At 62.9% G+C, this 14,749-nt stretch carries 11 protein-coding genes; 8 read left to right on the forward strand and 3 right to left on the reverse strand.

Annotated features, from left to right (window positions below):
* The first annotated feature begins 6 nt into the window (after positions 1-6).
* The 7 genes from D0T21_RS16815 to D0T21_RS16840 all read left to right on the forward strand — a co-directional run bounded on the left by D0T21_RS16815 (position 7) and on the right by D0T21_RS16840 (position 9,474).
* A complete protein-coding gene (locus tag D0T21_RS16815; protein WP_116991938.1) occupies positions 7-4,719 on the forward strand; it encodes an NAD-glutamate dehydrogenase domain-containing protein in 4,713 nt (1,570 codons plus the stop codon).
* A 4-nt stretch (positions 4,720-4,723) separates the two neighbouring features.
* The gene (locus D0T21_RS16820; protein WP_116991939.1) at positions 4,724-5,713 is read left to right on the forward strand and encodes a succinylglutamate desuccinylase; all 990 of its coding nucleotides are present in this window, start codon (positions 4,724-4,726) and stop codon (positions 5,711-5,713) included.
* Between the two features lie 91 nt (positions 5,714-5,804).
* The gene (locus D0T21_RS16825; RefSeq protein WP_116991940.1) at positions 5,805-6,338 is read left to right on the forward strand and encodes an EF-hand domain-containing protein; all 534 of its coding nucleotides are present in this window, start codon (positions 5,805-5,807) and stop codon (positions 6,336-6,338) included.
* A gap of 115 nt (positions 6,339-6,453) precedes the next feature.
* A complete protein-coding gene (locus D0T21_RS31740) occupies positions 6,454-6,702 on the forward strand; it encodes an AbrB/MazE/SpoVT family DNA-binding domain-containing protein (RefSeq protein ID WP_147328124.1) in 249 nt (82 codons plus the stop codon).
* On the forward strand, positions 6,696-7,091 hold the full coding sequence (locus D0T21_RS16830; protein WP_116991941.1) for a PIN domain-containing protein: 396 nt from the start codon (positions 6,696-6,698) through the stop codon (positions 7,089-7,091). Before D0T21_RS31740 ends, D0T21_RS16830 begins: the two co-directional genes overlap by 7 nt.
* Positions 7,092-7,152: 61 nt before the next feature.
* Positions 7,153-7,662: a DUF1993 family protein gene (locus D0T21_RS16835; RefSeq protein WP_116991942.1), complete on the forward strand. Its 510-nt coding sequence runs from the start codon at positions 7,153-7,155 to the stop codon at positions 7,660-7,662.
* 345 nt (positions 7,663-8,007) lie between these two features.
* Positions 8,008-9,474 (forward strand): APC family permease, encoded by a 1,467-nt coding sequence (locus D0T21_RS16840; protein WP_116991943.1) that lies wholly within the window; start codon positions 8,008-8,010, stop codon positions 9,472-9,474.
* A gap of 195 nt (positions 9,475-9,669) precedes the next feature.
* On the opposite strand, the gene D0T21_RS16845 is transcribed toward D0T21_RS16840, so the two are convergent.
* Positions 9,670-9,924 (reverse strand): hypothetical protein, encoded by a 255-nt coding sequence (locus D0T21_RS16845; RefSeq protein ID WP_116991944.1) that lies wholly within the window; start codon positions 9,922-9,924, stop codon positions 9,670-9,672.
* A 225-nt stretch (positions 9,925-10,149) separates the two neighbouring features.
* Here D0T21_RS16845 and D0T21_RS16850 point away from each other — a divergent pair, with 225 nt between their 5' ends.
* Complete coding sequence (locus D0T21_RS16850; protein WP_116991945.1) at positions 10,150-11,481, forward strand: diguanylate cyclase; 1,332 nt, start codon at positions 10,150-10,152, stop codon at positions 11,479-11,481.
* On the opposite strand, the gene D0T21_RS16855 is transcribed toward D0T21_RS16850, so the two are convergent.
* Together D0T21_RS16855 and D0T21_RS16860 are read right to left on the reverse strand one after the other, a co-directional pair.
* Positions 11,482-12,405, reverse strand: coding sequence for an EamA family transporter (locus D0T21_RS16855; RefSeq protein ID WP_116991946.1), 924 nt, complete (start codon positions 12,403-12,405; stop codon positions 11,482-11,484).
* Between the two features lie 48 nt (positions 12,406-12,453).
* Entirely contained in the window at positions 12,454-14,700 is a 2,247-nt protein-coding gene (locus tag D0T21_RS16860; protein WP_116992199.1) for an FUSC family membrane protein, read from the reverse strand.
* Positions 14,701-14,749: the final 49 nt, after the last annotated feature.

Genomic DNA, 14,749 nt, shown 5'->3' on the forward strand with positions numbered 1-14,749 from the left:
GCAACGATGAAACAAATGCCACAAGACCTGCGTAAACAAACGCTGGAATTGGTCAACGCCAGCAAGCCAGCCAGCGACAGCACTCAAGTCGCCGCGCTGATCAGCGCCTGGCTAGGTTCCCTGGACGACGAAGACCTGGCCGGCACCGTGCCCGATAGCCTGGCGCCGGTCCTGTGGGATGGTTTCACTCAAGCTTCCAAGCGCACCGGCTCCGGCGCACAGATCGCCAAGCTGCGCTACGCGGATGGCCGCGGCGGCATGGCCACCGCGCTGCTGGTGCTGAACGACGACGTGCCTTACCTGGTCGATTCCATGGTCATGGCGATGCGCAAGCTGCGCGTGGGTGTCAACGGTGTATTGAACTCGGTGCTGCCGGTTGCGCGCAGCGCGGACGGCGTAGTTACCGCTGTCGGCCAGGCCGGCGACAAACTCGAATCCTACGTCCTGTGCCTGCTGTCCGAAGATCTGCCGGAAGCGGAAATCGGCATGCTGGTCGAGCGCCTGGAAATGGTGTCGCGTGACGCCGCCGTGGTGCGCCGCGACAAAGCCGCGATGCAGGAACACTTCAGCCGCATCGGCGCCGAAGCCGCAACGCACGGCGAAGAAGGCAAGGAAGTCGCCGCCTTCCTGGAATGGGCCAAGACCGAAGGCTTCGAGCCGTTCGGCTACGCCTACTACCAGGTCAAGCCGGGCGTGCGCGAACTGGAACGTGACATCCCTAGCCGCATCGGCGTGCTGCAAGATACGTCGCATCCGGTCTACGGCACCTGCCTGGCCAATATCCCTGGTGACTTCGACACGCTGTCGAAGCGCGCCCACACGCTGTCCATTGTCAAGGCCGACGTTGAGGGCACGCTGCACCGCGACCAGCAGCTGGACTTCATCGGCATCCGCCACACCGATGCGCAAGGCGCGATCCTGGGCGAGTATTGCTTCGTCGGCCTGTTCACCCGCGCCGCCACCGCGACGCCGCTGAACCGCCTGCCGTTCGCGCGTGGCCGCGTGGCCAAGGTGCTGAGCATCGCCGGCGTGCGCCAGGAAGGTTTCCGCGCCGAGAAATTCATCGAGATTCTGGAATCGCTGCCGCGCACCGAAGCGCTGGAAGGCGAGCCTGAATGGCTGGCCGAAGTATGCGGCGCCGTCGTCTCGCTGTACAAGCAGCCGCGCACCAAGGTATTCGCCCGCCGCGACGTGTACGCACGCCACCTGAACGTGCTGGTCTACCTGCCGCGCGAGCGTTACAGCGCAAGCGTCGCTTCGTCGCTGGCCAAGGCGCTGCAAGCCAGCTCCGGCGCCCAGTACGTCAGCTCGCAGACGCTGGTGGCCGACGGCCCGCTGGCCCGCGTCTACCTGATCGCCCACGCCGCGCGCTATCCGCTGGACCTGGAAACCGATATCCAGCAGCCGCTGTTGTCGGTGCTGGATGGCTGGCATGACCAGTTCTCCGCGCTGGCCGACGCCGTGCCGGACGTGCCGCTGCGCGCCAGCCTGCGCAAGATGTGCGCCGCGCTGCCGATCGACTACGTCGCCAGCACCGCACCGGAAGCAGCCTTCCACGATCTGGGCACCATCCTGCGCAACACCGATCCATCGCGCGTGGACGTGCGTGTGGAAACTGTGGCCGATGCGACCACCATCCGCCTGTATTCCGTCGACCGCGTACCGTCGCTGTCGACCATCCTGCCCGCGCTGCATAACGCCGGCGTGGCGATCGACCGTGAGCAGGCGCACTCGCTGCGCGTGGACGGCCAGCGCCACTTCGTCACCAGCCTGTCGGTGGACGCCGCCAGCGCCGCCAACCTGGCCAAGGCCGACATCGTGCCGGTCGCGCAGGAACTGTTCGCCGCATTGTTCAACAACGAAGCCGAAGACGGCCGCCTGAATGGCCTGGTCATCGAAGGCGGCTTGAGCGTGCGCCAGGTACAACTGGTGCGCGCCTACATGAGCTACTGGCGTCAGACCGGCAGCCGTTTCTCGGTGCGTTACATCGCCGAGTCGCTGCGCAAGCAGCCGGTGGTGGTCAAGCAGCTGGTGGACGCCTTCCTGCAGCGCTTCAACCCAGCGCTGGACGCCGCCACCCGCGCCGCCGCACTGGATGCGCTGGCCGGCATCAAGAGCCGCCTGCCGGCGATCAACCACGCCGACAGCGAAGAAGTGCTGGGCGCGATGACCGACCTGATGGTCGCCACGCTGCGCACCAACTACTTCCAGAATAACCAGAAGGGCGACAAGATCATCTTCAAGTTCGACACCAGCAGCCTGGCGCTGGTGCCGGAACCGCGTCCGTTCCGCGAGATCTTCGTGTTCTCGCGCCGCTTCGAAGGCGTGCACCTGCGCGGCGGCCCGGTTGCCCGTGGTGGCCTGCGCTGGTCGGACCGCATGGAAGACTACCGTACCGAAGTCCTCGGCCTGGTGAAAGCACAGATGGTGAAGAACGCCGTCATCGTGCCGGCCGGCGCCAAGGGCGGCTTCGTCTGCAAGCAGATGCCGAAAGACGCCGTGCGTGAAACCATCGCGGCCGAAGGCGAAGCAGTGTATCGCCTGTTCATCGCCAGCCTGCTGGAAATGACCGACAACCGCGTGCTGGGCAAGATCGTTTCGCCGGCCGATACCATCTGCTACGACGAAAACGACCCGTACCTGGTGGTGGCTGCCGACAAGGGCACCGCGACCTTCTCCGACATCGCCAACGGCATCGCCGTGCAGCGCGGTTTCTGGCTGGGCGACGCGTTCGCATCGGGCGGCTCGAACGGCTACGATCACAAGAAGATGGGCATCACCGCCAAGGGCGCGTTCGAAGCCGTCAAGCGTCACTTCTACGAAATGGACCACGACATCCACGCCACGCAAGTGACGATGGTCGGCGTGGGCGACATGTCCGGCGACGTGTTCGGCAACGGCGCGCTGCTGTCGCGCAAACTGAAAATCGTGGCGGCCTTCGATCACCGTCACATCTTCCTCGATCCGACGCCGGACATGGAAAAATCCTTCGTCGAACGTGAGCGCATGTTCGCGCTGCCGCGCTCTTCGTGGGACGACTACAACAAGGAACTGATCTCGGCCGGCGGCGGCGTGTACCCGCGTAGCGCCCGCAGCATCGAGCTGTCGCCGCAGATCCGCGCCGCGCTGGACATCGAAGAAACCTCGCTGCCGCCGGAAGAACTGATGCATCGCATCCTGCTGGCGCCTGTGGACCTGTTCTACAACGGCGGTATCGGCACCTACATCAAGGCGTCGACCGAATCGCACGCCCAGGTGAAGGACCGCGCCAACGACAACATCCGCGTGGATGGCAACCAGCTGCGCTGCAAGGTCGTCTCCGAAGGCGGCAACCTGGGCGCGACCCAGGCCGGCCGTATCGAGTTCGCGCTGGCGGGCGGCCGCATCTTCACCGATGCGATCGACAACTCGGCCGGCGTGGATTGCTCCGACCATGAAGTGAACGCGAAGATGTGGCTGGACGTGGAAATGAACGCCGGCCAGCTGAGCGAAGCAGACCGCAACCGCGTGCTGAACGAAATGACCGCCGACATCGAGCGCCTGGTCCTGCGCGACAACACGCTGCAAACGCAGCTGCTGGTACGCGAAGCACAGGCACAGACCGACGCCGCCGTGCAGGATGGCTACGCCGCGCTGATCGCGTCGCTGGAAGAAGAGGGCGCGCTGTCGCGTGAGCTGGAGCAGCTGCCGTCCGTGGCTGAACTGGCGCGCCGCAAGGCCGACGGCCGTTGCCTGACCACGCCGGAATTGGCGGTGGTGATCGCCAACGTGAAGAACCGCTACAAGCGCATCCTGTCGGCGCTGCCGCTGACGGACCTGAGCTGGGCCGAGTCGGTGCTGAAGCCGTACTTCCCTGATCTGCTGGTGGCAACCCGTCCTGCGCTGGCGCACCCGCTGGCCAATGCCATCCTGGCGACCGTGCTGGCCAATGAATCGGTCAACCGTTGCGGCCCGCTGATGCTGCGTCAACTGGCTGGCGAGCATGGCGTGGACGAATCGGATGTGATCCTGGCCTGGGGTCAGGCATGGTCCGCGCTGAACCTGGCGCCGATCTTCACGACGCTGGATGCGGATGCGCTGAAGGTGCCGCGCGCCGTGTCGATCAAGGTTGATGGCCGTACCCGTGTGCTGCAGAAGTCCGTCATCGAAGGCGTGCTGACGGTGCCTGCCGACCAGCTGCGCGCCGGTGTCGCCGAGTTGACCAAGCTGTTCGCCAAGCCTGAGACGCTGGCGCAGTTGACGCCAGCCGACGGCCAGTCCGATGCGGACATCACGTCCGGCCTGCGCGCCGAATTCGTGCAAGCCTGGAAGGCTGTCGAGGCGATCGATGCGGTGGCGGCGTTTGTGTTCGCGGCGCTGTCGGTATCGCGTCCGGAAGGCATGGATCTGCCGGCGTTCCTGCAAGTTGGCCTGGCGTTGCGCGCGCAGGTCGGCATCGATACGCTGGAACGCGGCCTGAAACTGCCGGCCACCAGCCGCTCGCAAGAACAGCTGCGCAGCTACGCGCAGAATGCGCTGCGCCGCACGCAGCAACGCTTGTTGTCGCAAGTGCTGCAGCATGCGACCGGCGGCCATACGGCGGCGGAAGCGGTGGAAGTCGTGGCGAACACGCTGGGCTTGTCCGGCTACGCAGCGGCGACCGATCTGGAACAGGCGATGCTGGACGTTTGGGCTTTGTCCGAGGCGACCAACGCCGGTAACACGATGCTGGCGGTGTAAGTAGATGAGCGATTCGCCCAAGGTTTTGCCGGAATCAGTGCGCGCGTTGGCTGAGGCGGATTTCAGCGTTGTCGCGCAGCGCTTTTCGGCGGCCGGGTTTGCGGTGACGCAGCCGGCCGACGGTATCCTGACTATCAAGGCCGGGGGCGAACGTCCGAGCGTGCTGATTTCGGTCGGTGTGCACGGTGACGAGACCGGACCGATCGAGGTGGTGGCGTATCTGCTGGACGCCTTGTCGCAGCAGGCGTCCGCTTTGGCGGTCAACCTGATGCTTTGCGTTGGCAATATCGGTGCGATCAGGGCCGGCAAGCGCTTCATCGATGCAGACTTGAACCGCATGTTCCGCAAGGAGCGCGGTACGCTGGAAGGCACCGCCGAAGCGGCGCGCGCCGATGTGATGATCGCCGCGACCACGGCCTTCTTCGACGGCGCGGGGCCGGTGCGCTGGCATCTGGATCTGCATACGGCGATACGGCCGTCGGTGTATCCGACTTTTGCCATCGTGCCGGAACTGATCGCCGACCAGCCGCGCCGCGAGTTGATCGAGTGGTTAGGATTGGCCGGTATCGGCGCAGTCATCATGAACCCGGCTTCGGTCGGGACGTACAGTTACTACTCGGCCGAGCATCACGCGGCGGCCGGCACCACGGTGGAGCTGGGGCGCATCGGCACGCTGGGGCAGAACGATCTGTCGCAGTTTGCCGACGCCTCGCTGGCGCTGGACGACCTGCTGCGCGGCGCGGCCAAGCGTGAGGCCAAACAGCAGCCGCACGTGTTCAACACCGCGCGCCAGATCATCAAGTTGAGCGACAAGTTCCAGATGGCGTTCGGCAAAGAGACGCACAACTTCACGGCGCTCAAGCAGGGCGAGGAAATCGCCCGCGATGGCGATACCATCTACACCGTCCAGTATCCAGAGGAGCTGGTGGTGTTTCCCAATCCCGATGTCCGCATCGGCCTGCGCGCCGGTTTGATGGTGGTGCGGGTCGCTTGATCTTTACGTCGCTTTACACTCTGCGGGGTCATAGTTACATGGATTAGTTCGTTAATAGGAACAACAGTGTCCTAACAACGGAGTAATCATCATGACGACAGCAATCAGCGGCGTTTCAAGCGCCAGCACCCAAGCCACCTCCTTCGATCCTGCGAAGGGGGCGGCGCGCTTTGCGGCCAAGGTATTCACCGACCTGGATACCGACAAGGACGGCAAAGTCAATAAAGACGAATTCGTATCTGGCCTGGAAAAGAAGGGCGTGTCGGCAGACGACGCCACCAAGCAGTTCGACGCGATCGATACGCAGAAGAACGGCTCGATCACCCAATCCGATCTGGAAACCGCGATCAAGAGTGGCACCTTTGCGCCACCGCGTCCCAGCGGTGAAGCGGGTGGCGCGCAAGGCGGCCAGCATGCCGGCGGTGCGCGCGGCGCGGGTGGCGGCGGTAGCGGCGGCGCAGGTGGCGTGAGCAGCGCAAGCAGCTCGACCAAGACCTACGAAGCAGCCGACACCAACAAGGACGGCACGGTCTCCGCACAGGAGCAACTTGTCTACAGCATCGCCCATCCCGACAAAACCACCGACGCCAGCAAGATCGGCAACAACGTCGACCAGTTAGCCTGATTGCCAGCCTCATGGCAGCGGGGCAGTTTGTTGTTGCGCAAGCCAAGCGAAGTCCGACTTGATTTTTATCCGCAGTAGCCTAGAGTTAAAGTCCTGTTAGTTGGAGGGACAGATCATGGCTACTGCATATGTTTCCCCAGATGGAAGCGTGATTATTCCGGAATCGATACGTGTGGCGCTTGGGCTGGAAAATGGTGGTCGTGTAGAGTTTGTTCCCATCATGGAAGGCCACGTCAGCCTCGTCGCGACTAATTTGTCGCCTAGTGCCCTGAAGGGAATCTTGCCTCGCCCCGACGTCGATTGCTCCGTCGAGGAAATGATTGAGCTAGGCATAAAACGCGCGATGATGGCCCGGAAATGGTAGGCGTTGACACAAATGTTCTCGTCCGGTTTTTCATGCGCGATGACGAACTCCAATCAAAGCGAGCAACAGCACTGGTGGATTCGTTTTCAGCAGACGAACAGGGTTTTGTCAGCTTTATCGTTGTTGCGGAACTGGTCTGGGTTCTTCAATATGTATTTCAGCTTCGCAAAGACCAGGTAATCACTGTGCTCGCGAAGCTGGGAAGCATGCCTGCGTTTAAGTTGGAGAATCTGGCGGTCTTTCTGCACGCGCTTCAGTTGTGCAATAGCTCCAGTGCAGATTTTGTTGATTGCTTGATTTCAGGCGTAGCGATGCACGCCGGCTGTACCGGCACGATGACTTTCGACAGAAAAAGCTCCAAGGTGCCAGGCATGACACGCATCAGGTGACTCTTTATTGGCACCGATTGCGCTACACTCGCAGTTCTCTATCTCATCTCTGGAGTTCGCGATGTCGTTATCGATGCATCAGGTTTCGGTGCCCGTGTTTGTGCGTGGCTTGAAGGTGTTGTCGGATTTGCTGGCGAAGGCCGAGGCCCATGTTGAACAGCATGGCTCGGTGCCGGATGCGATGATTTCCGCGCGGCTGGCGGACGATATGTTGCCGCTGTCGGCGCAAGTGCAGCGCGCCAGCGATACGTCGAAATTGTCGGTGGAGCGCTTGAGCGGCGTGCCCGCGCCCAAGTTTGAAGACAACGAAACCTCGTTCGCGCAATTACAGCAACGGATCGTAGATACCATCACTTACCTGGAGAGCGTCGCAGAAAGCGATTTCGCGGGCAGCGAGGCGCGCGCGATCAAACTTAATTTTGGTTCGTTCCAGCCGGAGTTCCAGGGGGACGATTACCTGCTGACGTTCGCGTTGCCGAACTTCTACTTCCACATCGTCACCGCCCACGACATCCTGCGCAACCAGGGTGTCCCGGTCGGTAAGCGCGATTATCTCGGGCCGTTCGCTTAGTTAGCCGCGCATCAGCCAGGCCGTCAGCGTGCCCGCCAGACCCAGAAAAACAACGGCGGCGCCCGCGACGGCAGGATGGAAACGCCGGGATACGGTAGGGATCTTTTGAATTGGCATGATGGGCTCCTTCTTGGCTTGATGTAACACTTGAGCCTAGAGTAGCTTGACAACAATTTCCAATCTATACATCCCGCTGTATCAAAAGTAAGCAACTGTAACGGAGCCCTTGCCCCGCTTGGGGTCTGAGTTGTTTTTCTAACACAAAATTACTGTAATGCGACAGGCCGGAAGGCCCTATAATCGCTTAGTTTTTTTGCCCGTACATATCTCCCACAAGGATTGCCTGTGAACCAAACGCTGGTCCAGAAACTGACCCGTACCAAGCCGGTCGATAACACAGTAGAAACTGCTCATACCAATAGCAACGGCCTGCACCGCTCCATAGGCTTGTTTCCCCTGACAATGATTGGTGTCGGCGCCACGATCGGCACCGGTATCTTCTTCACAATGGTGGAGGCCGTGCCGAAAGCCGGACCCTCCGTGATCCTGTCCTTCCTGTTCGCCGCCATCACCGCCGGCCTGACCGCGCTGTGCTACGCCGAACTGTCGTTCCGCATTCCGGCGTCCGGCTCGTCGTATTCGTTTGCCTACGCCACGGTCGGCGAGTTCCTGGCCTTCATCATGGCGGCCTGCCTGCTGCTCGAATATGGATTGGCGGCCAGCGCGACGGCGATCGGCTGGTCCGATTACCTGAACAACTTCCTGAACAACGCCTTCGGCTGGCATATCCCCGAAGTGCTGCGCTCGCCGATGATCGTCTCCGGGCCCAAGGGCATCGAGTTCCACGCCGGGCATATCAACTTGCCGCCCGTGATGCTGGTCTGCCTGTGCTGCCTGCTGCTGATACGCGGCACCAAGGAATCGGCCACCACCAACGCCATCATGGTGATGATCAAGCTGGCGATCCTGGTGTTCTTCGTGGTGATCGCCTTCGCCGGCTTTGATATAAACAATTTCCATCCATTCTTCAGCCCGGACAACGGCGTGCACATCACCGGCATGACCGGCGTGACGGCCGCGGCGGCGACGGTGTTCTTCTCCTTCATCGGACTGGACACCGTGGCCACCGCCGGCGAGGAAGTGCGCGATCCTAAACGCAACGTGCCGATCGGTATCCTGGCGGCGCTGGGCATCGTGACCCTGTTCTACCTGCTGGTGGCCGTGGCCGCCATGGGCGCGCAACCTGCCTACAAGTTCGCCGGACAGGAAGCAGGCTTGGCCGTGATCCTGCAAAACGTGACGGGCAAGACCTGGCCGGCGCTGGTGCTGGCGGCGGGCGCCGTGATTTCGGTGTTCAGCGTGACGCTGGTGACGATCTACGGCCAGACCCGCATCCTGTACGCGATCTCGAAGGACGGCCTGATCTCGCCATCGTTCCGCAAGGTCAACCCGCGCACCGCTTCGCCGGTGCACAACACGCTGATCGTCTGCGTGGTGGTCGGCCTGGTGGCCGGGTTCGTCGATGCGACCTTCCTGTGGGATATGGTCAGCATGGGCACGCTGACGGCCTTCATCGTGGTATCGCTGGCGGTGCCGGTGATGCGCAAGAAGGAAAACGGCAAGGGCACCAAGGGCTTCCGCGTGCCGTTCGGCCCGTACGTGGTGCCGGGCTTGAGCATCATGGCTTGCCTGTACCTGATGTTCGGCCTGTCGATGACGACCTACACCATCTTCATCATCTGGATGAGCGCGGCGATCCTGACGTACTTCCTGTACGGCATGCGCAATTCGCGACTGAATCACGCCAAGTAAAACGCTTGGACGTAAAAAAGCCCCGGCCGCTTGCGCGTGACCGGGGCTTTTTTACGTCGGCTTGCTTATGCTTCTTCTTTGCCTGGCTTGGCGCCCAGGTAGAGACGCAATACGAGGCCGGACAGGGCGATGGCGGCAGGCAGGTTTTCGATGATGGTCAGCATGGTGATCTCCAGTAATTTGAATTCGGTTCGATTAGCCGCGCGACGCCATGTAGCGCAGTTCGGCAGACAGGTTAGGGGAATGACGTTCGCAGTCATTGGCCAGGCGGTTCAGCCAGGACGCGGAGGCTTCCATCTGGCGTTGCGAAACATCCTCATCCGCCACGACGGCTGGACGTGGCTTGACGGCGAACAGTGCGGCTAACAGCTGGCGGGCTGCGGCGGCAACATTGCTTGCATAGCGAGTCGTGGTCAGGTCGATGTAAATCAGGTTGTTCGTTGCGCTCATCAGAAGCTCCTTAAATGTTCGTTTGTTGCAGTGCAGTATGCGCGTCTTTCAGTAATAAATAAAATTTTGATTTATGATACTCGCCATAAGAAAACCATATAACTGCCAATTTCCCCTATGACGGAAGCGTTCTGAGCAGTAACTTTTTTCGCTCTGGATTTTTTACGAGCCGACCGCCATCAGGTATGATTACTGTCCAACTGGCAATAATTTGACGGAGCTCTGATGTCCCTGCGCACGAAATTCATGCTTGCTTTGCTACTGACCGGGCTGGCGGCGGTGGCGATGGTGGGCGGCCTGGCCTACGTGGGCATGACCAAGAAGGTCGACATCATCCGCCGCCAGAGTGCCGCCAACCATTTTTACGAGGGGATGAGCAGCTACCTGCAAAAGTACGGCAGCTGGCAAGCCGCCACCGCCGCCGAGCCTTTCGACAGCTTTATGCACAGCCGTCAGGATGCGCAGCGCAACCGTCCTCCGCCGCCACCCGAGCAGGATGGTGAAGAGCGTCCGGAGCCGCCGCCGGGCGAGGAGCCGCAGCGGCCAGGCGGCGGACGTCCGCCACCGCCGCGCGCCAACGGCGAGCCGCCGTTTCACTTCATCGTGGCGGACGAGCAGTTCCGCGTGCTGCTGGGGGCCGGCGCGTACCGGCCCGGCGAAGTGCTGCCCGAATCGGCCCGCAAGGATGCGCATGCGGTCAAGGTGGGGGACCGCGTGGTTGCCTATGTTTCGCCGGAGGGGGTGTTCACGCCCAGCAAACAGGAGCAGCAATATATCGATGCGATGCGCGAAGCGCTGCTGGCCGGCGTGACCGGCGCGGCGGCTTTGGCGCTGGTGCTGGGCGTTCTGCTGAGCCGAGGCCTGAGCCGCAAGCTCAGTCACCTGACCAGCGCCGTGCGCGCCATGCATAGCGGCTCGCTGCTGCAACGGGTGCCGGTGGAGGGCAAGGACGAAGTGGCCGCGCTGGCCAGTGCCTTCAACGACATGAGCGAGCAATTGGCGCGCTCGCACGAGGAGCTGAAGGAGTCGCACCAGACCATCCTGGCGCAGGCCGAGCAGATGCGCGAACTGAGCGTGCGCGACGCCCTGACCAAGCTGCACAACCGCCGCCATTTCGACGAGCAGGCGACCACGCTGTTCAGCCATGCAGTGCGCCACAAGCGGCCATTGAGCGTGGTGATAGGGGATATCGATTTCTTCAAGCGTATCAACGACCAGTTTTCGCACGCCACCGGCGACGCGGTGCTGCGGCAGGTGGGCGAGATCCTGCGCAGCCATATGCGATTGAGCGACCTGGTGGCGCGTTACGGCGGCGAGGAATTCGTGATCGCCTTCCCGGAGACCGAGCTGCCGCAGGCGGCGGCCTTGTGCGACAAGCTGCGCAACATGATCGAGGGCTTCCCGTGGCATGAGGTGCACCCGGATCTGAAGGTCACCATGAGCATGGGCGTATATGCCGACCTGGCCGCAGGCACCGCCGAGGCGATGCTGCAAAAGGCCGATGCGCTGCTGTACCGCGCCAAGCAGACGGGCCGCAACCGCGTCTGCTTCGCTTAACTAGCCACGTTGGCCGAGCCATCGGCCGCCGAACATGGTGCAGATCAGCGAGGCGACGATCAGCGCGATGCCGGCCCATTGCCAGCCGGTGATGACGTCGCCCAGCACAAGCATGCCGGCGCTGATGCCGACCACCGGCACGCCGAGGCTGAACGGCGCCACGCGGTTGACCGGGTGGCGTTTCAATAAGCGGGTCCACATGGCGTAGCCGAGGATGGTCGCCATCCAGCCCAGGTAGGCGGCCGAGATCCAGGTGGACAGCGGGGCGCTGGTCCAGCTCCAGCGCGTGGCCGGATCGTCGAAGGCCAGCGACAGGCCGATGAACGGCAAGATCGGCACCAGGCTGCACCAGACCATGAAACCCACCACATCGAATTGCGGCGTGGCCTGCTGCGCGCGGCGCACGACGATATTCGACGCCGCCCACATCGCGGCGGCGGCCAGGCAGAGGACAAAGCCGCCGGCGGTGGTGGCGCCCGCGTGGCCGGGCTGCACATAGTTCATGCCGAAGCAGACCAGGCCCACGGCGGCCAGCAGCAGGCCCGCTTGCAGCGCGCGGCTGGCGCGTTCGTGCAGCAGCGCGAAACCGAAGAAGGCGGTGAAGAACACCTGCGTTTGCAGGATCACGGAAGCCAGCGAGGCCGACATGCCGACCTTCAGCGACAGGAACAGCAAGCCGAATTGGCCGACGCCCTGGCACAGGCCATAGGCCACGATCCATTTCAACGGCAGCTTGGGCGGGCGCACGAACAGGATCAGCGGCAGCACGGCGAAGATGTAGCGGGCGGCGCCCATCTGGAACGGCGTCAGGTCGCGCAGGCCGACTTTCATCGCGACGAAGTTGGTGCCCCAGATCAGGACGACGAACAGAGCTGAGATCAGGTCACGGGTGCTGAATGAAGCTGGGGCGTTGGCGGCGGTCATGTTGCCATCTTAGCAGGCCTGCGCCGGCGGCGCAGGCCGGGGCGCAGATCAGGCGACGTCGCGGACGATGGCTTCGCTGTGGACGATGATCTTGACGGCGTCCGCTTGCAGCAGGCGGATGCGACGCTGCACCAGCGGCCAGCCTGACCCCGGCACGCTAGCGCCGTCCACGGCGGACGCTGGGTCGGTAGCTGACGCGGTGGCCGGTGCAGTGACAGGCGTAGTGGCGGGCGCAATGGCAGGCGCGTTTGCTGACGCGATCGCGATCGCGGTCGTGGAGGCCGGCCGCGCAGCGGCGGCGGCAGCGGATTGCGGCGCCAGCGCCTGCGCCAGCGTGCGCACGACCTGCTCGTGGCTCTCGCGCAGCATGGCGTTGACGGGGGCGGTCGGCAGCTCATTCACGTGGCGACGCAAGATGGCGCGCAGTGCCGCCACGTGCGCCACCAGCAGGTAGTTCTGCACGATGAACAGGTTGATGTCCTCCACCGCGCGCTGCTTGCGGGCCGGCTCGTCGAGCATGCGCACCAGCGCGGAGCTGAGCGCGGCCAGGCTGTCCATCAGGCGCTTGCGTTCGATGCGGTAGGCGAAATCGTCCTTGCCTTTGCCTTGCAGCAGATCGAAGCTGGCCTGCATGTAGCGCAGGTTCACGTCCAGCACTTCGCGGATCAGGCGTGGCAGGGTTTGATATTCCCAGCTGGCCAGCACGAAGCTGAACGCCGTCGCCACCGCCGCGCCGATGAAGGTGTCGATCAGGCGCTCGACGATCAGGTCGTGGTTGCCCGGCGCGATCAGGTGCATCTGCAGCAGGATCATGATGCTGACCGCGATCGCGGCGTAGCGATAGCGCACATAGATGAAGGTCGGCGTGGCCACCGTCGACAGGATCAGGAAACCCAGTATCGCCGCCGGATAGTTCAGGTACTTGATGATCAGCGCCGTGATCACGCAGCCGATGATGGTGCCGACGATGCGGTCGCTGCGGCGCTGCTTGGTCATGCTGAAGCTGGGCTTGAGGATGATGACGATGGTCAGCACGATCCAGTAGCTGTGCGCCGCATACGGCAGCCACGAGGCCACCGCCAGGCCAACCGAGATCGCCATCGCCACCCGCAGCGAGAAGCGGAAGATCGGCGAATCGAAGCGCAGGTGCGACAGGATCATGCGCAGCTCGTACTTCTGCTGCGACAGGAAGGGGCCCATGTCGGCGTCGACCCAGAATGGTGTGGTGTCGTAGACCTTCTGGCTGGCCTGGTGCAGCTCACCGATCATCTTGATGATGGCGCGGACCTTGTTGCGCTGCGCGCGCAGCACGGCCAGTGCTTCCTGCGCCGGCTTGCCTTCGTCCACGCGCTGCTGCAAGGCCACCAGCTCCGCCTCGATGGCGGCCAGTTCCGGCTCGTAGCTGATCTCCGGATAGGAAGCCTTCTTGCGGGTGACGTCGTAGGCCACCGATTCGATATCGCGCGCCGCCTTGTAGGCCAGGTCGTGCAGCGTTTTCAGCACCGGCGAATCGGCCAGGTGCACGCGCAGTTGCGCGTAGTCGGTGTGGGTCGACAGGATCAGCTCATACAGGTCCAGCATGCAGACGTGGGTCTGCACGACGATGGCGTCCTTGCTGTTCTGGTGGCTGCGAAGTATCAGGTCGCGCGAGGCTTGCTGGCGGTCGGCCAGCAGGCTTTGATGGCGTACCAGCTTGTTGAATTGTTCGGTGAGGTTGTAGCGGGTGTCGTAGAAGTCGGCCTTGATGTCGATGTAGGCGGCCAGCTCGAACAGCGCCTCGGCCAGCACCTGCTGCTTGATGCGGTGGCGCAGCATCCACGAGATGCCCATCGCGTAGGCCAGGTAGGCCACGGCGCCCAGCGTGAACAGGCCGGTGTGGATGAAGGACTCGCGCGCCGTCATGTCGTGTTCCATCGACATGGTCATGATGAACAGCGTGGCCAGTTGCAGCGGCATCGACTTTTTGCCGTAGACGACCATCATGCAGGCCAGGAAGCTGACCGCCACCAGCATCGTCATCAGCAGCCAGTGCACCGGCGCGCATAAGCTGATCAACAGCGTGACGGCGCTGCACAGCAGCACCGAGGCGCTCATCTCGTTGAACTTGTGGCGCAGGGGGCTGGGCATGTCCATCAGCGCGGTGCAGAGCGCGCCGACGCAGACCGTCATGGCGGTGGCCATGCCGGCGAATTGCAGCGTAATCAGTGTGACGCCGACCAGGCCCGCAGCAAAGCGCAGGCCCAGGTAAAAGTAATGGCTGTAGAAAAAGGTGCGCAGGTTGAGTGCGTAATGCATGGCTATGGCCTTGTGGGCAGCTTGCATGCGCGCCGCAGGATCGCCGCCG

The sequence above is a fragment of the Duganella sp. BJB476 genome (genome assembly GCF_003416895.1).
Classification (GTDB): Bacteria; Pseudomonadota; Gammaproteobacteria; order Burkholderiales; family Burkholderiaceae_D; genus Rugamonas.

Coding starts and splice junctions, on each gene's coding strand:
- D0T21_RS16815 (WP_116991938.1), top strand. CDS start 7: ATGAAACAAATGCCACAAGACCTGCGTAAACAAACGCTGGAATTGGTC.
- D0T21_RS16820 (WP_116991939.1), top strand. CDS start 4,724: ATGAGCGATTCGCCCAAGGTTTTGCCGGAATCAGTGCGCGCGTTGGCT.
- D0T21_RS16825 (WP_116991940.1), top strand. CDS start 5,805: ATGACGACAGCAATCAGCGGCGTTTCAAGCGCCAGCACCCAAGCCACC.
- D0T21_RS31740 (WP_147328124.1), top strand. CDS start 6,454: ATGGCTACTGCATATGTTTCCCCAGATGGAAGCGTGATTATTCCGGAA.
- D0T21_RS16830 (WP_116991941.1), top strand. CDS start 6,696: ATGGTAGGCGTTGACACAAATGTTCTCGTCCGGTTTTTCATGCGCGAT.
- D0T21_RS16835 (WP_116991942.1), top strand. CDS start 7,153: ATGTCGTTATCGATGCATCAGGTTTCGGTGCCCGTGTTTGTGCGTGGC.
- D0T21_RS16845 (WP_116991944.1), bottom strand. CDS start 9,924: ATGAGCGCAACGAACAACCTGATTTACATCGACCTGACCACGACTCGC.
- D0T21_RS16850 (WP_116991945.1), top strand. CDS start 10,150: ATGTCCCTGCGCACGAAATTCATGCTTGCTTTGCTACTGACCGGGCTG.
- D0T21_RS16855 (WP_116991946.1), bottom strand. CDS start 12,405: ATGACCGCCGCCAACGCCCCAGCTTCATTCAGCACCCGTGACCTGATC.
- D0T21_RS16860 (WP_116992199.1), bottom strand. CDS start 14,700: ATGCATTACGCACTCAACCTGCGCACCTTTTTCTACAGCCATTACTTT.